The organism is Pseudomonas floridensis (assembly GCF_002087235.1).
In the GTDB taxonomy this organism is placed as follows: Bacteria; Pseudomonadota; Gammaproteobacteria; order Pseudomonadales; family Pseudomonadaceae; genus Aquipseudomonas; species Aquipseudomonas floridensis.
The window spans coordinates 1-23,337 of the sequence record NZ_MUIO01000072.1; the positions used below are offsets into that span (position 1 = coordinate 1).

Below are 23,337 nucleotides of genomic sequence, written 5' to 3' on the forward strand. Positions count from 1 at the left end.
TGCCGATCCGGATCGGCACTGGTGTGATGGGCGATACCTTGCCGGGAATCCGGCGCTGGTAATAGTTGACCGCGTCCATGAAACGGTTGGCGGTCCACTGCTCACGGGTCGGTTTTTCCTGCTTGCCATCCGACGGCGGCGCTTCGCTTTCAGCCGCCTCGCCCCGGGACTCTTCGATCACCACGGCGTCCACGCTGACCTCGCTGCCCATGCGCAGCACCGTGGCGTCGCGTTCCACCAGGTTCTTTGCCGGTAAACGCAGTTGCCAGGTATTGAGCGGGGCAATCGAACCCACGACAGTTGCGCCGAATTTCTGCGCAATGCGCTGCGCCTCTTCGCGACCGTCAAAACGCTCTTCGATGATCAGGCTGATCAGGTTGACGTAGGTGGTCAGTCCGTCCATGTTTTTCGCGACTTCATCAGGCGTTGCCGCCAGCACGTGGCTGCCCGCCATGCTCAGCCACACCGGGTTGCTGCTGTTGCCTGCCTGCTGCAGCCAAATCGGGGCGCTTTGCCAGTCCGCGTAGTTCAGGCGCACGCGCAGGCTATCACCGTCCCGCTGGATGGCCGACTCCGGCAGCGTCTTGTCACCCAGTCTGATCTCCACCGGGCCCGTATCCATGCCTTTGGCGCGCAGGCAAAAGGTCTGCTGTTGTCGGTCGAGCAGATCGTCACAGCGCTGCAGACGCTCGATTCGCAAGTTGTCTTTGGCGAGGGCAAAGGACGAACAGGCCAGGGTGGCAGCGACTAGCAGGGAACGGCTGAACATGCGGAAATCCTGAACACGGCGTGAAGTAGCCTTCTGACTCTGCGGCGGCGCACATGGTTCAGGGTTGCCAGCTCCCGTCGTCGAGCATGCCCGGGCGCTGCGCACGGGCACGCGGAGGCAGGGTCAGTTCAGCGGGCGATTAATGACGTGGGCGAACTCGGCGCTGAAGGCGGTTTGCGAAACACCGGTGATGAACGAGATGCGACGCGAGCCGACGTCGGTTACGCGGGTCTGACCGCAGTGGTTATCCTGTTCGGTGCTGGTGGTATCGACCGTCAGGAACTCGCTGTTGGTCTTGGTCGCGTCAATACCACCCGCCATTAGCACGGTGGCCAGCGGGTCGAAGATCGGCACCGGCAGGCTGCCTTCCGCATGGGCACCGGACTTGATGTCAAGGACTTCGCGCACCAGCGTGGCCACCGGATCGGTTGCGGTGATCAGCTTCGAGTAAGAAGGGTCCAGGACCACCTGATTGCAGACATCCAGTGGCACCAGGGTAAGGGGCAGCGTCGAGTCGAAGACAATATTGGCCGCTACCGCGTCGACGAACACATTCCATTCCGCATAATAATTGCTGCTGTAGGCCGGGCCCTGATCCCAGGCAGGTTGTGCATTGTTCAAGGCGGCGACGTTACCGTCGACATACACCGCGCCCGCCATCGCATAAATACCGTCAAGCATGGCGAAGTCTTGCGGATTGCTACTCAGTGACAGCATGTTGGCAATATTGGTAAAACCGCCCAGCGAAAGAACCGTGATGGCGTCCTGACTGTTCTTGATTGTTTCATACAGGAACTCCGAGGCCGGGATTTGCGTCAGCGGTGGCAGTTGTGTCGGGTTCAATGATCCCAAGAGCCCCATGACATCGTTCATGTCGTTTTTGAAGTCCTGGGGAAACCGGTAGGCGTATTTCAGCGGCGTGTAGGTGCCGCGTGCGACCACCGTGTCCAGGCGCTGGCCAATGCCCAGCAGGTGGCGAGCAATGATCACGCCCCAACCGAGATCCGTTTCCCCACAGCCGGTCACGGTGACACCGACGATATCGATATCCGGTCTTTTCATGAGGTACGAAATGGACAATACATCGTCCCAGCCCATGTCTGTATCGATGATAACTTTCCTGTTCATGTCACATGCTCCATGTCATAGAGGACTACCAGGTATTGAGACGCCGGTGGCGGTGCAGCACGCCATTACCCGAGTTGTTCTCGCAGATTAAGTGCCACCGTTCAGGCGTTTTAAAAGGCGGCTCGATATATACAACAGTGGGTGATATCAGTCGAGTGCATGGCAGGCGGCAAAGTTGGGCATTATTTACAGTCAAATCGTTAAATGGACGAGTTTTGACTTAAAGAAACAGTCGCCTTGGCCGAGAGCATGACAAGCGAGCCGCACGTTGCCCGGCACGCATGATTTACAGCAAGCCACGTGCGCTTTGACTGTGGTAACAGAGAAGCCTTGCGATGCTGAAAAACCTGTTGGGTGCCTTGCGCACCCTGATGTCGGTGCCCACCAACAACCCAAGGCTGCTTCAGGCCCAATACATCGCGTTGTCACGTCAACTGCCGTTGATGTACTTCGTGCTGCTGGTCAATACCTGGGCGCTGGCGTTCACTCACGGGACGGCGCCGGTGTGGTTGACACTGCTGATCCCGACGCTGCTGACGCTGGTCTGTGGCATTCGTGCGCGCATGTGGTTGCGCACCGTCAACAAGTTGCCGTCTGAGGCGTTGATTCTGGCGACCTTGCGCAGCACCAACGGACTGGCCGGAATCATCGCCGCTGCGTTTGCCGGCTGGTCGCTGGCGCTGTATCCCTACGGCGATGCTTACGCCCAGGCGCATGTGGCGTTTTTCATGGGCATCACAGTGATCGTGTGCATCTTCTGCATGATGCACTTGCAGCCTGCGGCGTTGACCACCACGGTGGTAGTGAACGCGGCTTTCGTGGTTTTTTTCGCCTCGACCCACAACATGACCTTCATTGCCACGGCCGCCAACATCGTGCTGGTGTCGATCGGCATGCTGATCATTCTTCGCTATCAATACCGTGACTTCACCAGTCTGGTGAATGTGCAGGTGCAGACTGAACGGTTGAGCAACGAGAACCTGTTGCTGGCCAACCAGGACAGTCTGACCGGTCTGCCCAACCGGCGTCAGTTCTTTCAGACCCTGGATCTGGCCATGAGCGAGGCGTTGGCCAAGGGCTCCGGGCTTGCGGTCGGCGTACTGGATCTGGATGGCTTCAAGCCCGTCAACGACCTGTACGGCCATCGCACCGGAGATCAGTTGCTGATCCTTGTCGCCGAGCGGTTGCGGGAAGTAGTCAGCGACACGGTGCATGTTTCACGCCTGGGCGGCGACGAATTTGCGCTGGTCATCAAGGGTGAGATCGGCAACGAAGCCCTGCTGGCCTTCGGCAAGCACCTGTGTGAGCGGATGCATGACAATTTCGAACTGCTCGACATGCCCATCCAGATCGGTGCCACCTTCGGCATCGCGACCTACCCGGCGACTGCCGACAATGCCACGCAGTTGTTCGAGTACGCCGACTACGCGCTCTATCAGGGCAAGAATCACAACCCCGGCACTGCTTGCCTGTTCTCGGCCGCACACCGCGAGCAGTTGCATGCCGATGGCGTAACCGAGCAGGCGTTGCGGCGCGCCAATCTGGAAACCGAGTTCTACGTGTTGTTCCAGCCGATCATGGAAAGCTGCAGCCGGGAAACCGTCGCGTTCGAAGCGCTGGCTCGTTGGAACAGCCCTGAGCTAGGCGCTGTGTCACCCGCGCACTTCATTCCGATTGCCGAACGCATCGGCATGATCAATCGACTGACCGGCCCGTTGCTGACGCATGCGTTGCAGAAGGCGATGTCATGGCCTGCACCGATCAGGCTCTCATTCAACCTGTCGGCACATGATTGCGCCACCTGCGAAAGTGTCAGTCTGATCGTCGGCATCATCGAAAACAGCGGGTTCGATGCGTCACGTCTTGATCTGGAAATCACTGAAACCGCCGTCATGCAGGATATCGCGCAGGTTCAGCACGCCATTACCCAGTTCCGCCAACTGGGCTGCGGGATTTCGCTGGACGACTTCGGCACGGGCTATTCGAGCCTCAGTCAGTTGCATGCGCTGGCGCTGACCAAACTCAAGATCGACCGCAGCTTTGTCACCGGCGTGCATGACAACCCGGCCAGCTACAAGATCGTGAAATCACTCGTGGCGCTGAGCATGGATATGTCGTTGGGTTGCGTCATCGAGGGGGTTGAGACGCAGGAAGAACTGGATGCGCTGGCCACCCTTGGCTGCACGCTGGTCCAGGGCTACTTCTACAGCCCGCCGATGAGTTTCGAGGCCACACTGGAGTGGCTCGAAACCCCGGACGCGGAGCGCAGCTTCGGTTGAGCCGCTGCATTTTCAAGGCAGTTTGAACCCTGCAGTGAATGGACGGGCGTGCTCGTCAGCAGGCTCGCTTCCGCTATTTATCACTCTATGTACCTGCATGCTCTGCACCTCGCATCCCGTGTGTGAGCAAGTACCGTCGCTCGGGGTAAGATAGCGCTCCCGAACCTTGCGGAAGTCCGTTGATGAGCAAACCTGGCCAGACCATACTTGTTGCGCTGCGCAAAATGATTGCCTCGGGCGAGCTGGCGGCGGGGGAGCGCTTGATGGAGGTTCCGACGGCCGAGCGCTTCGGCGTATCGCGGATGCCGGTGCGTATGGCGTTTCGTACCCTGGAACAGGAAGGGCTGCTGGTACCCTTCGGGGGACGTGGCTTCCAAGTGCGGTCCATCAGTGCGCATGAGATCGCCGGAGCGGTTGAGGTTCGGGGCGTGCTCGAAGGGCTGGCGGCACGGCAGATGGCCGAGCGCGGCGTCACCGGGCAGGCGCGTGACGAGCTTGAAGCCTGCCTGATTCAGGGTGACGCCCTGTTCGCCAAAGGATTCGTGACCGAAGATGATTTGCAGGTCTACCACGACCTGAACATACGCCTGCACCGGACTATCGTCGAGGGCAGTTGCAACCCGGCCATCGCCGACGCACTGGCGCGTAACGATCATCTGCCATTCGCCTCGGTCACTGCGCTGGCGGTGGATCGCAATGATCTTGTGCGCGAGTTTCGCCGGTTCAACTTCGCGCACATGCAGCATCATGCGGTGGTGGACGCGTTGATCAATGGCCAGGGCGCGCGGGCCGAGGCCATCATGCGTGAGCACGCCAATGCCACGCTGCGCTACGCCGAGATATTCGGTGCTGGCGTGCATGAGCGGATGAAGGTCATCCAGCGGCCTGAATGATCAGATGTCGAGCACCAGCAATGGGGTTTTCGAGCGTGAACAGCATGGCGTGAACTGATCGTTGAGCGCTTGTTCGTCCTCGGTCATGAACAGGTCGCGGTGATCCGGAATGCCCTTCAGCACCCTCGTCAGGCACGTACCGCAAACACCCTGTTCGCAGGACAGGGGAATGTCGATGCCGTTGCTTTCCAGCACCTGCGCCACTGTCTTGTCCGCCGGGACGGTGAAGACCTGACCGGTGCTGCCGATTTCGACCGAAAAACTGCCATCGCTGCTGGTGTCCACCGGGGCGGAGGTGAAGTACTCACGGTGCAACTGTTCTTCCGTCCAGCCCTGAGCGCGGGCACTGTCCAGAATGTACTGCATGAAGCCGTTCGGGCCGCAGACGTACAGATGGGCATCGGCCGCCGGTTCGCCCAGAACCGTCAGCGCATCCAGCCGTGTTGGCGGGCGATCGTCGAAATGCAGATTGACCTGACTGGCGAACACCGACTGCTGCAGACGTTCGGTGAAGGCTGCGTGTTCGGCAGAACGGACGCAGTAGTGCAGTTCGAACGGCTGGTCTCGCTGCGCGAGATCCTCGGCCATGCACAAAATGGGGGTGATCCCAATACCACCCCCAAACAGCAGGGTGCGGCTTGCCTTATCGGCCAGCGGGAAGAGATTTCTCGGTTCGCTGATGCGCAAGTGCGCGCCTGGGTGGATCTGTTGATGAAGGCTGCGCGATCCGCCACGCGACGCCGGGTCGTTGAGTACCCCGATCAGGTAGCGATGGCGTTCGCTCGGTGCATTGCACAGTGAATACTGCCGGATCAGGCCGTCGGGCAGGTGCACATCGATATGTGCACCGGCGGTGAAGGGCGGCAACAATCCGCCATCGGTGCGCACCAGTTCATAACTGCAGATACCCAACGCTTCGTCAGTACGCGATAACACGGTCACGTCGATCATGTCGCACCTCGGAGTCACTTCAGGTTGGCCACGGGAATCTGGCTGTCGTTGACCATTTGTTCACTGGCGATCAGTCGCTCCAGAATCTTGCGCGACTGCACGCCGCCTGCGTCGATATTAAGCTTGAGCAGGTTGCGATGGGGATGCTGCAGCAGGTTCTGTTGCTGACGCTCGAGCATTTCCAGGTCTTCGGTGAAAATCTTGCCTTGACCCTCGCGAATGCTCGCGGTCAATGCTTCGTCCTTTGGATTGAAGTTGCGTGCCATGCCCCAGAAGTACCAGATCGAGGTGTCGGTTTCCGGCGTAATGAAATCGACCACGATGCTCGATGCCTTGAACTCGTGCGGAGCGTGATAACCGCCTTTGCCTGCATGGGCGACACCCACTTCGATCAACACGTGACTGGGCGGAGTGAAACGGCAGATTTGCCATCGGTCCACCGGCACGTCATCGGCCAGGTTGTTGCCACGCAAAGCCATCTTCCAGAATGGCGGCGGCATGATGTTTTCCATGTGGCGCGCGGTGACGACTTCCTGACCTTCGACGGTGGTCACAGGGGGGGCTTCGTCGATCTCCTTCTGGCCGATGCTGGAAGCATGGACGTAGGTTTCGTGCGTCAGGTCCATCAGGTTATCGATCATCAGGCGATAATCGCACTGGATGTGGAACAGACCCCCGCCATATGCCCAGTCGTCACTGACGGCCCATTCCAGATGGTGAATCAGCGCGGGATCAGCCTTGTCCTGTTCGCCCGGCCAGACCCAGATGAAGCCATAACGCTCGACCGCAGCGAAGGTCTTGTTGCAGGGAAAGCCTCGTACCCGCTGACCGGGCATGGCAATCGTCTTGCCGTCGCCGCCCATGACCAGACCGTGGTAACCGCACACCAGTTGCCCGTTCTCGACATAACCGAGCGACAACGGCGCGCCACGGTGAGGACAGAAGTCCTCGACAGCGACGACCTGCTGGTTCTGATCGCGGTAGAACACCATCTTCTCGTTGCAGATCTGCCGACCAAGCGGCTTGTCAGCGACCTCATCCGCAGTGCAGGCGACGTACCAGGTGTTTTTCGGGTGCATGACGATTCTCCACGGTTCGTTTTGTTCTTATGGATCCATCAGGTTTGGCCAGAAGTGTGGCTGGAGCTATTAATGCCACATAGGAGAGGGAAATAAAATGATTAATTGAATTAACTATATTTTAATGGATCCATTGGCCTGATCGCTTGCCGTGTCTGGAGCAACGCTGGCTCGTGAACGGATCCTGGCAGGCGCAGGAAACGGAACAGATGCGGTGGCGTGCAATCGCGACGGTGCATCCAAAGCGATCGATTCAGACTGACGCCTGCAACGCCTCGCGTAGCAGCGGTGCCAGCTCATCGAGCAGGGTTTGCACCGAGCGCAACGCGCGACAATCGGGACGGGTGAGCAGCCACAGGTCGGTGCTGCAGCCTGGCAGCGCGGCACTGAGCTTTTCTACACCGGGCAGATGTCGAACCGTGAAATCAGTCAGGGCGGCGACGCCGAGGCCGGCCGCCACCAAATGTGACACGGCAGACATGCTGCTGCATCGATAGCGCGGGACCACATCCGGAAATGCCTGACTGCGCCAGATCACCGAGGTGTGGTCGGGCATCGAGTCATCCGGGCTGATCCAGGGCACCGATGTCGCAGCCTCACCGAGCGTCTCGCGAAACTCAGGCAAACCGCAAATGACGTAGTCGACGCTTCCCAGGCGACGACCCACCAGATGCTCCGGTGGTGTATTGGTCAGGCGCAAGGCGATGTCGGCATCGCGACGACTCAGGTTGGCAAACGAATTGGACGTCGCCAGCTCCAGCGTCAACGCCGGGTAGTCGGGCATGAAGCGGGCGAGGGCGGGCAGCAACAGTGTGTGCAGCACAGCGTCGGTGCAGGTCAGACGCACCGTGCCGCTCACCACGTTCTCACCTTGCTGCAGTGCAATACGCGCCGCATTCAACGCCAGTTCGGCCCGCTCAGCCTGCTCGGCCATTGCCACAGCGGTATCGGTCGGCATGTAACCGCGTCGATTCTTTTCGAACAGTGCGACACCCAGCGCCGACTCAAGACGTTTGATCGAGCGAAAGACCGTGGAAACGTCAACGTGTAGTAGTTCGGCGGCACGCGCCAGGGTGCGACCTCTGACCAGGGCCAATACCAATGACAGATCGGTGTGACTGACTTCATATTGCATTGCTGCAAGGTTCCTTTGCCTGAATGCCTATGTAGATTGCGCTGATGACTATCCTAAACTGCTTTCATCCGCACCGGATAGCGCCTATTAACGTGCATTCAGGTGTTCACGTATTCTTCGCAAGGTCCGAACCATGTCTCGACTTCCATTGATCGGCGTGACTGCCTGTCGTCAGCAACTGGGAAAATATTCTTCGCACACGGCTGGCGATAAATATGTCGAAGCGGCGGGTTTCGCCGGCATTCCGCTGATTTTGCCCGCGCTCAATACGCCGGTTGAGCCTGAGCAACTCTTGGCGCAACTGGACGGCCTGCTGTTTACCGGATCGCCGTCCAATGTCGAGCCACGCCATTACAACGGCATGCCGAGCGCTGAGGGCACGGCGCATGATGTGTTTCGTGATCGCAACACGCTGCCGCTGCTCAGGGCAGCCATCGATCAGGGTGTACCGGTATTGTGTATCTGCAGGGGTTTTCAGGAGCTGAACGTCGCACTGGGCGGAAGCCTGCATCAACGGGTTCACGAATTGCCAGGCTACCTCGATCACCGCGAACCGCAGAGCGAGGCGCTGGCTGATCAGTACGCGCCGCAGCACGCCGTATCCGTGCAACCTGGTGGTCTGCTGGACTCACTGGGGCTGTCGCCCGGCTTTGAGGTCAACAGCCTGCACAGCCAGGGGATCGACAGGCTGGCCTCTGACTTGCGCGCAGAAGCGCTGGCCCCCGACGGGCTGGTCGAAGCCGTGTCGCTGCCCGGCACACCAGGTTTCGTGCTGGGCGTGCAATGGCATCCGGAGTGGGCGTTTCTCGACAATCCAGTCTCGCTGCGTCTGTTCGAGGCGTTCCGTCAGGCGTGTCAGGCCCATGCACGCAAGCGCTCGGTGATCAACTACTGAGCTGTATCGGCAAACGTGATTTAATATCCGGCCTCACGGCCCCGGCGTCCAGCAACAGGCGGCCGAGTCTGATCACTGGATATTTTTCGCATAAGGCCACTATGGATACGGGTGCACGACTCAAGCTGGTGCGTGAAAGCTACAAGCTGTCACAACGCGAACTCGCCAGACGCAGTGGTGTGACCAATGCCACGATTTCCTTGATTGAACAGAACCGCGTCAGTCCCTCGATCAGCTCGTTGAAAAAGCTGTTGGAGGGCATTCCCATGTCGCTGGCGGACTTCTTTACCTTCGATCAGCCGCCAGGACAGGATCAGTACGTGTTCCGTGGCGGTGATCAGCCCGACCTGGGCCGCAATGGCGTACGTTTATTGCTGGTCGGCGCTACGCTGCCCAGTCGTCAGATGCGTTTTCTGCGCGAGCAGTACGCGCCGGGCGCCGACTCCGGTGAGGAGCCCATCGTGCACAGCGAAGGCGAGGAGTGCGGTCTGGTGACGCGCGGCACGGTCGAGCTGACCATCGACGGGCAGATCAATATCCTCGGTCCGGGGGATGGGTACTATTTCCCCACCACCTTGCCCCACCGTTTCCGCAATATCGGTCAGGATGAAGCCGAGATCATCAGCGCCAATACGCCTGCCAACTTTTGACCGCGCCCGCCAACTGCCGGTCAGCGCAGCCTCCAGGACACGCCCGCATAGACGCCCATGCCATCGCCGGGCGTAGAGCGCGCTGTATCGCGGCCATTGTCGTCATAACCCGGCGTGACCGTAGCAGCGTAGCGTCGATCGGTGAGGTTGCGCAGGTCCAGCCAGGTTTGCCAGTCGTTGTCGGCGGATGCGTAGCCCAACGTCGCGCCCAACAAGGTGTACTGATCGGCGTAGAACGAATTGGCGTAATCCAACGCGACCCTGGAGGCATGCTCGGTGTTCAGTCCCGCATAAAACCCGGTCGGATGGCTGTAGCGCAATTCGGCCTGATAGTAATGGCGGGGAATACCGGGCAAGGCATTGTCGCCGAATCGATCATCGTCCCGATAATGGAAGTCGCTGAATGTATACGCCTGACGCAGATCCAGCTTGCCGGATGCGCCGCCTTGCCACAACGCGCTGTCGAGGCTCAGTTCGACGCCGGTGTGCACGGTCGGGCTGGCATTCGCTTCGGCGATGACCTGCGACGTGGTGGCGCTCGCCGCCTGCGTCTCGACGCTCAACAGTTCGTGCCTGAGCTGCGAGTAATACCACCCCGCTTGCCAGTCACCCATCCATCCCCGGCCGCGCCCTCCGAGTTCCAAAGTAGTCGCGGTCTGGTTTTCAAGTTTCACGCCAACGCGTTGTAGCCCGGTCGCCGGGCCGCTTCCCGCGGGGAAGAAGCGGTTCGACCCCCAGATCATCGACCAGGCATGGGGAGGCTCGACGGATCGACTCAGGTTGCCGTAGATCTGGAGTTGCGGTGTGACGTCGTAGCGCAGGCCGAGCCGCGATGCGTAGTCCCAGTCGTGCGTGCTTACAGCCTGGTCGGTAGCGGGGTAGGTGACCTCGGTTTCACGTCGCGTGTAGATTGCAGCCACACCCGATGTAAACCACAGGTCGGGCACCAGTTCGAAATCGTTGCTCAGTTGCAAAACGCTGTCGGAGCCCAGGTAGCTGTAATCCCGGGTCCGCGTGCCCGGCGTGAAGCTTGCGGTGTTGCCTGCGGGGACGCGCACATATTCGGATGCGCCATTGTTCGGCAGGCCTTTGGTGGTACGCAGCCCCAGGGTGGTGTTGCTCTGATGACCGAAAAGTGTGTCCTGACGGAGGTAGTTCAGCGTACCGCTGACATCGGTGTAGGCGACCTTCAGGCGATTGGTGCCTTCCCGCAGGTCCATGGGGTAGTCGTGGTAGACCAGGCCGGTTTCTATTCTTGAGTTGTCATCGAGGTAGAGCGTGGTCTTGTTGCCCAGCCAGGTGCTGCCCGGTTGCAGGCGCTTGGAGTTGCGGGCCTCATTGAGCGCATTGGCCGCACGTGGGTCATGGCGGATCTGATCGCGGGTCAGTCTGCCCGGCGAGTCATTGTCGGTTTCCCGGTAGCGAAAGAAAAACCGGGTTTCCAGATCAGGATTGAAGCGATAGCCAACGTTGGTGACCATTCCCTGACTGTCGCCTGAGCTGTGGTCCTGGAATCCATCGTAATTGGAATCGGTCAGCGCAACGTAGTAGTCCAGGTCGCCCAGCACGTCGCCGGAACTGATCTGGCGTTTGCCATAGCCGTGACTTCCGGCTTCGTAACGCACGTGCAGGCGCGGCGAATCGTAACCAGTGTGAGTGACGTAATTGACGGCGCCGCCCAGCGCGAGTGAGCCCAGCTCGAAACCGTTCGCGCCGCGTCGCACTTCTACGTGGCTAAGCCATAGGGGTTCCTTGAGTTCGTACGGTGTTCCACCGGGGCCGGTCAGCGGCAACCCGTCGAGCATCTCAAACAGCCCGGAAGCATGTGCGCCGGGTACCCGGTTCAGTCCCGAGCCGCGAATCGAGATCTTTGCGCCTTCGTTGTTGGCGGCTTTGGCATAAATGCCGGCCTGATAGCGGAACACATCTTCGTTGGTCGCAACCCGGCCTTGCCCGACGCGGTTCAGGTCAACCACATTGGTCGCGCCCGGTACGCTACGCAACGTCTCTCGGGCAATGTCCACAGGGCTCTGGATGACACTGCCGTTCACTTCGATGCTGGACAGGTTCACGGCCTGGTCGGCGCTGACCTGGGCCGACCAGGCCATGGCAGTGCTCAGGCCTATCCATTGCAACGGACGGCTGTAGTCAGACAGCGGGAACAGTGGGGTGTAGTGCATGTGCAGCGGCCTCTTTGACTGGGGTCGTTGCGCATTCACAGCGCGACGGCCATCGCAGAGCCTTGGCCATGCGTGTTCGGGTGGACAGAGGGTTCGATGCCACTACTGGCTGTCGCGTCACGTCATGACCACCGCTGGTCGGTGATCAAGCAGATTCCAACAACTATCCGGGCGGGTCTGTTTCGAAAATGAAAGGCGCTGAATCAGGCGCACCTTCAATTCAGGAGAGCGTTATGACCTGATGAAACCTGTGCATGCCCGCAGTGCGATTGTACGACCGAATCATCGACGGCTGTCGAGCGCGATGGTCAGCGCTATTGCTGTGAGGCTTGCGCCGAACACCACGTCAATCACCAGAAGTGTCAGTCACCCGGCTGCCACTGTGAGGAGGCTGCCGAGGAAAAGCTGGACGACGCTCTGGAAGAAACGTTTCCGGCCAGCGATCCGATCTCGCCTTGACGCGCCACGTTTTACGTTCAATGTCTAAAGGATACAACAGTGATGTGTTCCGGCCCTGATCGCCGCCTGTGCGGCAATGACACGCTTGCCAAAGGCGCAAGAGTCGCGCTTTTGGCAACGATAGCGGCACTTCCGGCCTGTAATGGCACCCATACCCGCCCGCCGGTATCCAGTCCGGGCCTGGATAAGCAGGCATCTACCAAAGTACTGGAAACGGGTGCGGCGTTGCTGCAATCCCGACCGCCGCTCGATGCGCTGAACACCTATCTGGATGGCTTTCATTTTTACAACGGCACACCCGAATCGCAAATGGAGGCCCACCATTACTGCTCGATTCTCAATGAAGAGGTCATTCAATGCGTGATCTATGACGGCAACGTCGAGAATGCGCATCTGATGGGTGTTGAGTACATCATCAGCGCCCGGCTGTTCGAGGGCCTGCCCACTAAAGAAAAAGCCTATTGGCACAGCCATTCGCATGAAGTGACCTCGGGCCAGTTGGTTGCTCCGGGCATTCCGGAACCGGCCGAACACGCGCTGATGCAGAAACTGGTGAACACCTACGGCAAGACCTGGCACACCTGGCACACGGACAAGGACAAGTCGCTGCCTGTGGGTGTCCCGCAACTGATGATGGGGTTCACACGCGATGGCCAGGCGGACGCCACCATGGTCAAGGCGCGCGACGAGCGAATGAGTGTAGACAGCGCTGCCGAACGCCAGGCACGCAAAGACATCACGCCGCAGCCGGTGTTGCCTGGCGCAGATGCGTGGATGAACGGCAAGGTCATTCAGCTACCCGATCCGACCGGAACGGCTTCACATCATCCGACCACTGGACCCGGTCAGCAGGCGGAGCAGGGCGTCAACAGCCGCTCTCCGGCGCCCTGAATGAAGCATCAGCAAAAATTCAATAAGGAGGTGTTAACCATGAACAGCCTGACTGCTGTGTTTGGAGACCGGGAATTGTCACTGCCGGCGCCGCACGTCTTGTTTTTCGAGGACGACGGTGCCACGCCCAACAGTTCCTTTCCGGTGCTGGTGTATGAAATTCCCTTGAACAGCGATCTGGACACGGCCGCTGCGTTCGAACAGTTATTCGCCAGCAACGACTGGTCGCCGCTCTGGCGCGACGGTGTTTTTAACTATCAGCATTATCACTCGACGGCCCATGAGGTGCTGGGAGTGGCCAGCGGGTATGCCACGCTCCGCCTGGGTGGCGAAAACGGCGACGATATTCAGGTCAAGGCGGGGGACGTTCTGGTGTTACCCGCCGGGACCGGCCACTGCCGTCGTGACCAGAGCGCTGATTTTCTGGTGGTAGGCGCCTATCCGAAAGGTCAGGAAGATTACGATATCCAATGCGTCGACCCCGCAGTCCACGACCAGTCGGTCGCCCGGATTGCCAACGTGCCCAAACCTGATTCAGATCCGGTGACCGGCCGTGGCGGTTTACTAATGGACACCTGGATCGACGATGAAAGCGACGGGGCCTGATTCCCAGCCTATCGATTCCAGGCTCGCTCGACGAGTAGGCGCACAGGACGGGGCGAGCTCGTCATTTGGAAGCGGGACCGTCGAGCGGCAACTGCAGTGATACGCGCTCGACCACTGTCTGGTCTCAAAGAGTGTTATCAGCGTTTGGCTTCGACGTTCGGCGACTCGGAGCGATTGAGGAATGTCTTGGTGATTTCAGGAAGGTGCTCACGAAGCCAGTCCGCCATGGCGACTTCCTGCTTGAGTATCCGCTCGCAGGCCCGTTGAGTTTCAGTATCTCCCAAGTCCTTTGCTGCCTGAATCAGAACGGTGTACGAAGCGATTTCCATATTTTCGAACACATAGCCGCTCATGGCTCCTTTCACGACTTCGTCGGAGACGGCCATGCCGCCCACTGCCTGACCAAACGCCATCAGTTTTCCGCCCAGATCCTTCAACACCGATGTACTGCCGCCCAACCGCTCAAGGCACTCCTTTATCAGCTTCTGCTGACCCTGCGTCTCGGTGATGTGTTGATCGATACGCGCCTTGAGCTTTGGATAGTGCTCGAGACGCTTGCTCTGCGCCTCCAGCATGCTCTCGGCCTGCTGCTCCATGGCGTGCGCGTCGCGCAGCCAGTCCAGTATGTTTTCCTGCATGGTAGCCATGATGCATTACCTCTTCTGAGTGAGTGGTAAAAGGGTAGAAAAATGTTGCGCAGGACCGGTTCCGAGGTTTGTGGGTCAGGCTGACGGATGGTTTTTCAGGCATGCTCAACCCGCCAGCACCTCCAGTTCCGGGCCTTGCGGGTTCATGCATTGCCAGCGCCACGCGTCGGCGAGCATGGTGTTAAGGTCATGTCGCGCCCGCCAATTGAGCTCGCGCCATGCCTTGCCGGGATCGGACCAGCAAGCGGCCACGTCGCCCGCTCGACGGGGTTCGAAGATCAGCGGCACTGTCACACCCGAGATACATTCGAAGGTGCGTACCACTTCAAGCACCGAGTAGCCGCGTCCGGTGCCGAGGTTCCAGATCGATACTCCACGCTGACTGTCTATTCTGCCCAGCGCCTTCAGGTGCCCCTCGGCCAGATCCATTACATGAAGATAATCACGCACGCCGGTACCATCCGCAGTCGGATAATTGCTGCCGAAAACATGCAGGGCAGGGCGTTGTCGCTGGGCGACCTGCAGCAGAAAGGGCAGCAGGTTGTTGGGCGTGCTGCGCGGCGATTCACCCAGCAATCCGGAAGGATGCGCACCAATCGGGTTGAAATAGCGCAGCAAACCGATGGCCCAGCGCGGGTCGGAACTGGCCACGCTTTTCATCACGTGCTCGGCCATCAGCTTGGAATGGCCATAAGGATTGGTCGGCAGTCCCAAAGCGCAGCTCTCGTCCAGTGGCATGCGTTCGGATTCGCCGTAGACCGTGGCGGACGAGCTGAACAGCAGGTTGAAAACCCCTGCCTCGGCCATCGCCTGACACAGCGTGACACTGCCGCTGACGTTGGTTTCGAAATACCGCAAGGGCTCTCGAACGCTTTCACCCACGGCTTTCAGGCCCGCACAATGAATCACGGCTGTGACAGGGTATTCGGCAAACAGGGACTGCAGCGTGGTCTTGCTGCGAATATCGCCCTGGATGAAATCGAAATGAAGTCCGGTGATGGCCACCACTCGATCAAGCGTTTCTCGCGAGCTGTTGCACAGATTGTCCAGCACCAGCACATCGTAACCGTGCTCAAGCAATGCCAGCACAATATGAGCGCCAATGTATCCCGCACCACCGGTCACTAGGATCATGGTTGTCCTTCCTTTGGTTTTCGCTGCCTCGGGGAGAGGCTGGCTGACGACTCCGTTGTCGCTCTCGCTCCTTTTCCCTGAGAGAAAACGAGCGCGACCTGTGGAGTGGTTGCTAGCGAAATCAGGACCCATCGACCCAACAGACATGACGCACAGCAGGTGCCAAAAAAGCATTCGCTTATGACTAGGGAAATTTTGCTGCGCACGAGTTCAACGATAGTTTCCCAGCGGCAGATGCGTTTCATCGGGAGAAATGAACGGTTGGGCCTGATGAGCGCTCCATAAATGCAGAGTCACCATGCCCGATATCGGTTTTCGGCATGACCGCGTTCCGTTCAATAATGAATGCAGTCGAAGTACAGCCCTCCGAGGCGCCCTTCAGATTCGTCCGGGCACTTTTACAAAAAGGGAAACTTCATGAACCGTGTAGAAGCGATTCATTCCGACCTGTCGGCTGCAACCCATTCTCGATTCGACAAGCGCCCTGCGCTGCTATGTCTTTCCCACCTTCGATGGGGGTTCGTCTACCAGCGACCGCAACACATTATGTCCCGTATGGCGCAGAGTTATGACGTGATGTTCTTTGAAGAGCCTGTGCCGTCGAATTCATCTGCCCCTTTGCTTGAACGCCTGCCACAGCCTTGCGGCGTCAACGTTCTGGTGCCTCACGTACCTCACGGCGCGTCGTCCGAACAGATCGTCAACTGGCAGAAGATGCTGCTGGACGGCTGGTTGTACGAGCATCCGGCCAATGAATTGATCCTGTGGTATTTCACACCGATGAGTCTGGCGTTCACATCGCACCTGTGGCCGCGGGCAACGATTTACGACTGCATGGACGAGCTGTCCGCCTTCAAGGGTGCGCCATCTGCATTGATTGGCATGGAGCAGGACCTGTTGGACCGCGCCGATATTGTGTTTACCGGTGGCTACAGCCTGTGGGAGGCGAAAAAGGAGCGGCATGACAATGTCCATGCGATGCCCAGCAGTGTCGATATCCAGCACTTCTCTTCGGCGCGTAATGGCGTAAATGATCCGCGTGACCAAGAACACATTCCTCATCCAAGACTGGGTTTTTTCGGTGTGATCGATGAGCGCTTTGACGTCGAACTGATTCAGCAACTGGCCTGCTCGCAGCCGCAGTGGCAGTTCGTTTTGATTGGCCCGGTGGTCAAGATCGACCCGGACACGTTGCCTCGTCTGCCCAACATTCATTACCTGGGCGGTAAGGCTTATGAAAAGTTGCCAGCCTATCTGTCGGGCTGGGAGGTGGCGCTGATGCCGTTCGCGCTTAATGAGTCCACGCGCTTCATCAGCCCGACCAAAACCCCGGAATACCTGGCAGGCGGCTGCCCGGTTGTGTCGACCCCGATCACTGACGTGGTCAGGACTTACGCAGATACAGGACTGGTCGCCATCGCCGCCGACGCACAGGGCTTTGCGTCGGCCATCGAGCACGCGCTGCGGGGAAACGGCAAGTCGTCTGTCTTCAATCGACGTGCCGATGCGGTGCTCGCCGACATGTCATGGGATACCACCTGCGCGGCCATGAAGGAGCTGATCACATGCCTGAAATAACGCTCGAAACCGCGATCAACGCGCCGCAGCTCTATGACTTTCTCATCGTCGGTGCAGGCTTTGCCGGCAGCGTACTTGCCGAGCGGCTGGCTGCCGGGCTGGGCAAGAAGGTGCTGCTGATCGATCGCCGCGCGCACATCGGTGGCAATGCCTACGATCATCTGGACAACGCCGGCGTTTTGGTGCATCGCTACGGACCGCACATTTTTCACACCAATGCCGAGCGTATCGTCGAGTACCTGTCGCGATTCACGCGGTGGCGCTCCTATGAGCACCGGGTACTGGCAAAGGTGGACGGCAGGCTGGTTCCAATCCCGATCAACCTGGACACGCTCAACCGTCTGTATGGCCTGCAGATGAACCAGCAACAGGCGGAGATTTTTCTGGCCGAGCGTGCCGAGCCGGTCGAGGTGATCAAGACCTCCGAGGACGTGGTGGTCAATCAGGTCGGGCGCGAGTTGTACGAGAAGTTTTTCCGCGGCTACACGCGCAAGCAATGGGGACTGGACCCTTCGCAACTGGATAAGTCAGTCACCTCAAGAGTGCCGACACGCACCAATACCGACAGTCGTTATTTCACGGACACGTTTCAAAAGATGCCGTTGGAAGGCTATACGAAGATGTTCGAACGCATGCTGGATCATGAGTTGATCGACATCGTACTCGGCGTCGACTTCGCTGAGGTGCGAGAGGCGTTACGGTATACACGGCTGGTTTATTGCGGCCCCATCGATGAGTTCTTCGGGCACTGTTATGGGCGGCTGCCTTACCGTTCGTTGCGCTTCGAACATGAAACAGTCGATCAGGCACAGTTTCAGCCGGTTGCTGTGGTGAATTACCCGGATCAGAAAGTCCCTTACACACGCATCACCGAGTACAAACACCTCACGGGCCAGCAACACCCCAAGACCAGTGTGACGTATGAGTTTCCAACCGCCGAGGGTGACCCTTATTACCCCATACCCAGAGCGGAAAATGTCGACTTGTATAAGCGTTACAAGGTGCTGGCTGATCAATCCGACAACGTTATGTTTCTGGGCAGGCTGGGCACTTACAAGTACTACAACATGGATCAGGTGGTCGGACAGGCACTGGCCTTGTATCAACGCCTGGCCCAGGAACATGAACCGGCAGAGCCCGTACACGTGGAGTCCGTTGTCGTTGAACAGCCTGCGAGGGGATAAGCATGCCGCGTCTGTTCAAGAGCTTTTTCGTGGGGGGGGTCGAATGTTCCAGTCACAGACGACGTGACGGCGTGCGCCTCGATCTGCTGCACGCCACCGGACATGCGCGCTGGCCAGGCGAAGACTTCGCCACAATGGCAGCGTGTGGCATCCGCACGGTTCGCAGTGGCTTGCGCTGGCACTTGATCGAAATCCGCCCTGGCGTTTATGACTGGAGCAGCTTCATTCCCATGTTGCGCGCAGCGCGTCAGCAGGGCACTCAAGTGATCTGGGATCTCTGTCATTACGGTTATCCGGATAATATGGATATCTGGCGACCGCACTTCGTCGAGCGCTTTGCGCGCTTTGCCAGGGCCGTGGCGCAAATAGTCAGGGACGAGGGTGAAACGGTACCGTTCTATTCGCCGATCAACGAGATATCGTTCTGGAGCTGGGCGGGGGGGGACGTCGGGTATTTCAATCCCGGCGTGCACCATCGGGGCATGGAGCTCAAGCACCAATTGGTCCGGGCGAGTATCGCCGCCATCGATGCCGTGCGCGAGGTTGAACCTTTGGCGAGATTCGTGCAGGCCGATCCGCTGATTCATGTGCTGCCCGCAACCCATCGCAACGATGAAATCGAAGCGGCGGAGAACTACCGTCAGGCGCAGTTCGAAGCCTGGGACCTGCTCAGCGGACGTCTGTGGCCAGGACTGGGCGGCAGCCCCGCGTATCTGGACATTCTGGGGGCAAATTTTTATCCGCATAATCAGTGGGTCTTCAACGGTCGGCGTGTGATGCGCGGTGAGCGTGACTACCGGCCTTTTTCCGGCATGCTCAGGGAGCTGTATGCCCGGTACGGCAAACCGATTCTGATTTCTGAAACGGGCGCCGAAGACGAGCAGCGCCTGCCGTGGTTCAGGTACGTGACCGAGCAGGTCAAAAAGGCGTTGAAGGCCGGCGTGCCGATTGAGGGCATCTGCTGGTACCCGATTCTCGACTATCCCGGTTGGGACGATGGCCGGTATTGTCCGGCCGGGTTGCTTGGCTATGCAGACGGGCAGGGCCAGCGCGTGACCTTTCATGCCCTGCAGCTCGCCATCCGCGAAGAAACTGAGGAGTTCGATGCGCTGCACTCGCCAGTGTCAAGTGTCGACAGGGGCCAATAGCGCATGCTGAAAAACCCTTTCACGCCGCTGCCAGCACAGGCTTTGGCCTTTTTGACACGCTATGTGTTGCTGCGCCCTTGGCACTTCGGGATCATGCTGGTGCTGATCATCGGCGCGGCCAGCTGTGCGGTGGCGGTTCAGTACGGGATGAAGATGCTGGTCGATGTAATGACCTTGGGAGATCGGCGAAGCGAACACATCTGGTTTCCGTTCGTGCTGTTCATTGGCCTGATCGTAGTGGAAAACCTGTTCTGGCGATTGGGCGGCTGGCTGGGCTGCAAAACGGTAGTCGCCAGTTGTGCGGACATGCGCGTCGAGCTGTTCAATCATTTGACCGGCCATCCGATGCGCTACTTCTCCCAGCATTTTTCGGGGTCGCTGGCCAATCGCATCTCGTCGGCCGGTGCGGCGGCCGGCTCGATCTATGGCGGCCTGGCGTGGAAGATCATCCCGCCCTGCGTCGATTTTCTGGGCGCTGTGGTCGTGCTGTATACGGTCAAGACCGGCATGGCAAATGTGCTGATCATCTGTGTACTGCTGGTGGCCGCGCTGATCACTCTGGTCGGCGTGCATGGTCGCTCGAGGCACATCGACTTCGCCGCGCACTCGGCCAGAGTCGGTGGCGAAATGGTCGATCTGGTTTCCAATATATGGACCATCAAGGCGTTTTCCGCCCGGGAACGCGAGCGCCGGCGACTGGAAGCCTCCATCGGTATCGAAGCCCAGGCACAGCGACGTAGCTGGATTTATCTGGAGAAGGCACGTGTGCTGCACGATATCTGCCTTTCGATCATGGCCGGCGGCATGCTGGGCTGGGCGCTTATTTTATGGCGCGACGATGCCGTGACCGCGGGGGACGTGGTCCTGGTGAGCGCGCTGACGTTCCGGATTCTACACGGCTCACGGGATCTGGCGCTGGCACTGGTCGATACGTCTCAACAACTGGGCGTCATCGCCGAAACCCTGCGCATCATCGTTCAGCCCTATACGCTGACCGATGCCAAAACAGAGCTGAAACCCAGTCGCGGGGCCATTCGGGTTATCGATGTTTCCTACCGTTATCCGGAGGGTCGTCAGGTGTTCGTGCACCTGAATCTGGACATTCCGGCGGGGCAGCGGGTCGGCATCGTCGGCTCTTCGGGCGCGGGCAAGTCCACACTACTGAGCCTGTTTCAACGCCTCGACGATGTCAGCAGTGGCGTTATCCTGATCGATGATCGCGACATCCGCGCCGTCAGCCAGGACAGTCTTCGAAAGCAGATCGCTGTTGTCCCGCAAGAGCCCACGCTGTTCAATCGCAGCATTTACGAGAACATCGCCTATGGATTGCCCGATGCCCGCTATGAAGACGTCATTCAAGCCTCGCGGCAGGCCTATTGTGACGAGTTCATCCGTGCGCTGCCGCAAGGTTACGACACACTTGTAGGAGAGCGGGGCGTCAGACTGTCGGGCGGTCAGCGACAGCGGCTGGGGCTGGCGAGGGTTTTCCTGAAGAATGCGCCGATCCTGATCCTTGACGAGGCAACGTCCGCGCTGGACTCACATTCAGAGGCGGTGATTCAGGCCGCACTGGCGAAGCTGATGCACGACAGGACGGTACTGGTAGTCGCGCACAGACTGTCGACGGTGGCGAACTTTGATCGCGTCATTGTTCTGCACGACGGACAGATCATAGAGGACGGTCCGCCCATGCAACTGCGTCGGCAAGGCGGTGTCTATGAGTCGCTTTGGGTGGCTCAGACATTGTTGGGCGAATAAATGCGCTTCGTCCGGCCCATTCATATGCATATAATTCTGTTTTTTATCAGATCATTCAGAACCCTTCGAGGGTGCCGAAGTCGTAGTCGGATAAGTGCGTGGGTTCACGCTGACATTATTCTGGGAGTCATGGCGTGTCGGATAACAAAACCCGTGTCGACAATACCGCGAGCGGAAAAATCTCTCACCAGGGAAAAGACATCTTCTTCGCGGCAGTAGAAACGACGCGCATGCCGATGATCGTGACCGACCCGAATACCGAAGATAACCCGATCATCTTTGCCAACAAGGCGTTTCTGGAAATGACCGGGTACGCCTCCGAAGAAATCATCGGCACCAACTGTCGTTTTCTACAAGGTCCGGAAACCGACAGGGCAGTGGTGAAGACCATTCGTGATGCCATTCACGACCGCGTGGATATATCGACCGAGATTCTCAACTATCGCAAGGACGGCTCTTCCTTCTGGAACGCGTTGTTCATTTCTCCCGTCTACAACGACGACGGCGATCTGATCTATTTCTTCGCCTCACAACTGGACATCAGTCGCCGTCGCGATGCCGAAGAGGCGCTGCGACAAGCGCAAAAAATGGAAGCCCTCGGGCAATTGACCGGCGGCATCGCGCATGACTTCAACAACCTGCTGCAGGTGATGGGTGGATACATCGACCTGATTGGCAGTGCTGCTGAAAAGCCAACCATTGATGTGTCGCGTGTTCAACGCAGCGTGTATCACGCCAAGTCGGCCGTCGAACGAGCCAGTACGTTGACTAAGCAATTGTTGGCTTTTGCGCGCAAACAGAAACTGCATGGCCGGGTTCTTAATCTCAATGGCCTGGTTTCCAACACCGAGCCTTTGATCGAGCGGACCTTCGGGTCGGAAGTGACGATCGAAACCGATCTCGACCCCGCGCTGCGAAACTGCCGCATCGATCCGACCCAGGCCGAAGTCGCGCTGCTAAATATTTTTATCAACGCTCGGGATGCGTTGATCGGCAGGCCAGACCCTAAGGTGTTCATCGAGACCCGCAACCTGGTGGTCGACGAACTGGCCAACATGTCTTATGACGGGTTGTTGCCGGGACGCTACGTCAGCATTGCCGTCACCGATAACGGTATCGGCATGCCGAGCAGTATTCGTGACCGGGTCATGGACCCGTTCTTCACCACGAAGGAGGAGGGCAAGGGCTCGGGGCTCGGTCTGTCCATGGTGTACGGCTTTGCCAAACAATCCGGCGGCGCGGCGCGTATTTACACCGAGGAAGGCGTGGGCACTACCTTGCGCCTGTACTTTCCCGTTGATGAAGCCACAGTGACCAGCGAGTCCCCCCAGGCGCTTGAACAGCGACAACGTCTTGGCAGCAGTGAACGCATTCTTATCGTCGAAGACCGTCCCGACGTTGCCGAGCTGGCCAAGATGGTACTCGACGATTACGGCTACACGTCCGACATCGTGCTCAACGCACGTGAAGCGTTGAAGAAGTTCGAGTCCGGAAGCACCTATGACCTGCTGTTCACCGACCTGATCATGCCCGGCGGCATGAACGGTGTGATGCTTGCCCGTGAAGTGAAACGTCGATACCCCAAAGTCAAAGTGCTGCTGACCACCGGTTATGCGGAAAGCTCGATAGAGCGCACCGATATCGGTGGTTCGGAGTTCGATGTGGTGTCCAAACCCTGCATGCCGCATGACCTGGCGAGAAAGGTTCGTCAGGTGCTGGATGGACCAAATGGCATTGCCTGATAGCTGGGCGGTTTCCTGAAACAAAAGCCTGACTCAGTCAGGCTTTTTTTATTGGCCTTTGTGTCGCCGCGTGAGGGCGTTTTGTTTGCGCCTGTCTGGTTCGCTGTACCTTGAAAGGCCAGCGGTCAGGTTAATTAGCCATGAGACAATGAATTGACCGTTTTCTAACTGACGAATACCAGAGTTGCAATACAACTGTTATCAGATGACTGCGCGCAATACTGTACTGTT

At 58.7% G+C, this 23,337-nt stretch carries 18 protein-coding genes and 2 pseudogenes; 12 read left to right on the plus strand and 8 right to left on the minus strand.

What is annotated here, in order from left to right:
• Together BZK31_RS17600 and BZK31_RS17605 are read right to left on the minus strand one after the other, a co-directional pair.
• A pseudogene (locus tag BZK31_RS17600) lies at positions 1-769 on the minus strand (peptidase S8 and S53 subtilisin kexin sedolisin); the annotation flags it as partial.
• Positions 770-892: 123 nt separating this feature from the next.
• A complete protein-coding gene (locus BZK31_RS17605; protein WP_083184233.1) occupies positions 893-1,897 on the minus strand; it encodes a nucleoside hydrolase in 1,005 nt (334 codons plus the stop codon).
• A 335-nt stretch (positions 1,898-2,232) separates the two neighbouring features.
• Between BZK31_RS17605 and BZK31_RS17610 the strand changes: the two genes are divergently transcribed.
• Both BZK31_RS17610 and BZK31_RS17615 read left to right on the plus strand, forming a co-directional pair.
• Positions 2,233-4,176: a putative bifunctional diguanylate cyclase/phosphodiesterase gene (locus BZK31_RS17610; protein WP_083184234.1), complete on the plus strand. Its 1,944-nt coding sequence runs from the start codon at positions 2,233-2,235 to the stop codon at positions 4,174-4,176.
• 182 nt (positions 4,177-4,358) lie between these two features.
• Positions 4,359-5,069 carry a GntR family transcriptional regulator gene (locus tag BZK31_RS17615; protein WP_083184235.1) on the plus strand — a complete coding sequence of 237 codons (711 nt, stop codon included), beginning with the start codon at positions 4,359-4,361 and terminating at the stop codon, positions 5,067-5,069.
• Here BZK31_RS17615 and BZK31_RS17620 read toward each other — a convergent pair whose 3' ends face one another.
• From BZK31_RS17620 to BZK31_RS17630, 3 genes are all read right to left on the minus strand, one after another.
• Positions 5,070-6,020 (minus strand): PDR/VanB family oxidoreductase, encoded by a 951-nt coding sequence (locus tag BZK31_RS17620; RefSeq protein WP_083184236.1) that lies wholly within the window; start codon positions 6,018-6,020, stop codon positions 5,070-5,072. It lies immediately after the preceding gene.
• A 14-nt stretch (positions 6,021-6,034) separates the two neighbouring features.
• Positions 6,035-7,099 (minus strand): aromatic ring-hydroxylating oxygenase subunit alpha, encoded by a 1,065-nt coding sequence (locus BZK31_RS17625; RefSeq protein ID WP_083184237.1) that lies wholly within the window; start codon positions 7,097-7,099, stop codon positions 6,035-6,037.
• A 253-nt stretch (positions 7,100-7,352) separates the two neighbouring features.
• The gene (locus BZK31_RS17630; RefSeq protein ID WP_083184238.1) at positions 7,353-8,234 is read right to left on the minus strand and encodes a LysR family transcriptional regulator; all 882 of its coding nucleotides are present in this window, start codon (positions 8,232-8,234) and stop codon (positions 7,353-7,355) included.
• 133 nt (positions 8,235-8,367) lie between these two features.
• On the opposite strand from BZK31_RS17630, the gene BZK31_RS17635 reads away from it, so the two are divergent.
• Together BZK31_RS17635 and BZK31_RS17640 are read left to right on the plus strand one after the other, a co-directional pair.
• Positions 8,368-9,129: a gamma-glutamyl-gamma-aminobutyrate hydrolase family protein gene (locus BZK31_RS17635; protein ID WP_083184239.1), complete on the plus strand. Its 762-nt coding sequence runs from the start codon at positions 8,368-8,370 to the stop codon at positions 9,127-9,129.
• Between the two features lie 101 nt (positions 9,130-9,230).
• Positions 9,231-9,779: a cupin domain-containing protein gene (locus tag BZK31_RS17640; RefSeq protein WP_083184240.1), complete on the plus strand. Its 549-nt coding sequence runs from the start codon at positions 9,231-9,233 to the stop codon at positions 9,777-9,779.
• 20 nt (positions 9,780-9,799) lie between these two features.
• Here the strand turns inward: BZK31_RS17640 and BZK31_RS17645 are convergent, their stop codons facing one another.
• Positions 9,800-11,887 carry a TonB-dependent receptor family protein gene (locus BZK31_RS17645; protein WP_167378021.1) on the minus strand — a complete coding sequence of 696 codons (2,088 nt, stop codon included), beginning with the start codon at positions 11,885-11,887 and terminating at the stop codon, positions 9,800-9,802.
• A gap of 315 nt (positions 11,888-12,202) precedes the next feature.
• Between BZK31_RS17645 and BZK31_RS17650 the strand changes: the two are divergent.
• From BZK31_RS17650 to BZK31_RS17660, 3 genes and pseudogenes are all read left to right on the plus strand, one after another.
• Positions 12,203-12,418 (plus strand): annotated as a pseudogene (locus BZK31_RS17650) (metallothionein); the annotation flags it as partial.
• A 42-nt stretch (positions 12,419-12,460) separates the two neighbouring features.
• Positions 12,461-13,309 carry an OBAP family protein gene (locus BZK31_RS17655; protein WP_083184242.1) on the plus strand — a complete coding sequence of 283 codons (849 nt, stop codon included), beginning with the start codon at positions 12,461-12,463 and terminating at the stop codon, positions 13,307-13,309.
• A 39-nt stretch (positions 13,310-13,348) separates the two neighbouring features.
• Positions 13,349-13,915 carry a cupin domain-containing protein gene (locus tag BZK31_RS17660; protein ID WP_083184270.1) on the plus strand — a complete coding sequence of 189 codons (567 nt, stop codon included), beginning with the start codon at positions 13,349-13,351 and terminating at the stop codon, positions 13,913-13,915.
• 137 nt (positions 13,916-14,052) lie between these two features.
• On the opposite strand, the gene BZK31_RS17665 is transcribed toward BZK31_RS17660, so the two are convergent.
• A complete protein-coding gene (locus BZK31_RS17665) occupies positions 14,053-14,562 on the minus strand; it encodes a ferritin-like domain-containing protein (protein WP_083184243.1) in 510 nt (169 codons plus the stop codon).
• A 105-nt stretch (positions 14,563-14,667) separates the two neighbouring features.
• A complete protein-coding gene (gene galE, locus BZK31_RS17670) occupies positions 14,668-15,696 on the minus strand; it encodes a UDP-glucose 4-epimerase GalE (protein WP_083184244.1) in 1,029 nt (342 codons plus the stop codon).
• 417 nt (positions 15,697-16,113) lie between these two features.
• Between galE and BZK31_RS17675 the strand changes: the two genes are divergently transcribed.
• From BZK31_RS17675 to BZK31_RS17695, 5 genes are all read left to right on the plus strand, one after another.
• Positions 16,114-17,274 (plus strand): glycosyltransferase family 1 protein, encoded by a 1,161-nt coding sequence (locus BZK31_RS17675; protein ID WP_083184245.1) that lies wholly within the window; start codon positions 16,114-16,116, stop codon positions 17,272-17,274.
• A complete protein-coding gene (glf, locus tag BZK31_RS17680) occupies positions 17,262-18,458 on the plus strand; it encodes a UDP-galactopyranose mutase (protein ID WP_083184246.1) in 1,197 nt (398 codons plus the stop codon). The genes BZK31_RS17675 and glf overlap by 13 nt, the downstream gene beginning before the upstream one ends.
• A gap of 2 nt (positions 18,459-18,460) precedes the next feature.
• The gene (locus tag BZK31_RS17685) at positions 18,461-19,606 is read left to right on the plus strand and encodes a family 1 glycosylhydrolase (RefSeq protein WP_083184247.1); all 1,146 of its coding nucleotides are present in this window, start codon (positions 18,461-18,463) and stop codon (positions 19,604-19,606) included.
• Between the two features lie 3 nt (positions 19,607-19,609).
• Positions 19,610-21,364, plus strand: a complete 1,755-nt coding sequence (locus BZK31_RS17690) for an ABC transporter ATP-binding protein (protein ID WP_083184248.1) — start codon at positions 19,610-19,612, stop codon at positions 21,362-21,364.
• Between the two features lie 134 nt (positions 21,365-21,498).
• Complete coding sequence (locus BZK31_RS17695; RefSeq protein ID WP_083184249.1) at positions 21,499-23,106, plus strand: hybrid sensor histidine kinase/response regulator; 1,608 nt, start codon at positions 21,499-21,501, stop codon at positions 23,104-23,106.
• The last annotated feature ends 231 nt before the right edge of the window (positions 23,107-23,337 follow it).

Coding starts and splice junctions, on each gene's coding strand:
- BZK31_RS17605 (WP_083184233.1), bottom strand. CDS start 1,897: ATGAACAGGAAAGTTATCATCGATACAGACATGGGCTGGGACGATGTA.
- BZK31_RS17610 (WP_083184234.1), top strand. CDS start 2,233: ATGCTGAAAAACCTGTTGGGTGCCTTGCGCACCCTGATGTCGGTGCCC.
- BZK31_RS17615 (WP_083184235.1), top strand. CDS start 4,359: ATGAGCAAACCTGGCCAGACCATACTTGTTGCGCTGCGCAAAATGATT.
- BZK31_RS17620 (WP_083184236.1), bottom strand. CDS start 6,020: ATGATCGACGTGACCGTGTTATCGCGTACTGACGAAGCGTTGGGTATC.
- BZK31_RS17625 (WP_083184237.1), bottom strand. CDS start 7,099: ATGCACCCGAAAAACACCTGGTACGTCGCCTGCACTGCGGATGAGGTC.
- BZK31_RS17630 (WP_083184238.1), bottom strand. CDS start 8,234: ATGCAATATGAAGTCAGTCACACCGATCTGTCATTGGTATTGGCCCTG.
- BZK31_RS17635 (WP_083184239.1), top strand. CDS start 8,368: ATGTCTCGACTTCCATTGATCGGCGTGACTGCCTGTCGTCAGCAACTG.
- BZK31_RS17640 (WP_083184240.1), top strand. CDS start 9,231: ATGGATACGGGTGCACGACTCAAGCTGGTGCGTGAAAGCTACAAGCTG.
- BZK31_RS17645 (WP_167378021.1), bottom strand. CDS start 11,887: ATGGCCTGGTCGGCCCAGGTCAGCGCCGACCAGGCCGTGAACCTGTCC.
- BZK31_RS17655 (WP_083184242.1), top strand. CDS start 12,461: ATGTGTTCCGGCCCTGATCGCCGCCTGTGCGGCAATGACACGCTTGCC.
- BZK31_RS17660 (WP_083184270.1), top strand. CDS start 13,349: ATGAACAGCCTGACTGCTGTGTTTGGAGACCGGGAATTGTCACTGCCG.
- BZK31_RS17665 (WP_083184243.1), bottom strand. CDS start 14,562: ATGGCTACCATGCAGGAAAACATACTGGACTGGCTGCGCGACGCGCAC.
- galE (WP_083184244.1), bottom strand. CDS start 15,696: ATGATCCTAGTGACCGGTGGTGCGGGATACATTGGCGCTCATATTGTG.
- BZK31_RS17675 (WP_083184245.1), top strand. CDS start 16,114: ATGAACCGTGTAGAAGCGATTCATTCCGACCTGTCGGCTGCAACCCAT.
- glf (WP_083184246.1), top strand. CDS start 17,262: ATGCCTGAAATAACGCTCGAAACCGCGATCAACGCGCCGCAGCTCTAT.
- BZK31_RS17685 (WP_083184247.1), top strand. CDS start 18,461: ATGCCGCGTCTGTTCAAGAGCTTTTTCGTGGGGGGGGTCGAATGTTCC.
- BZK31_RS17690 (WP_083184248.1), top strand. CDS start 19,610: ATGCTGAAAAACCCTTTCACGCCGCTGCCAGCACAGGCTTTGGCCTTT.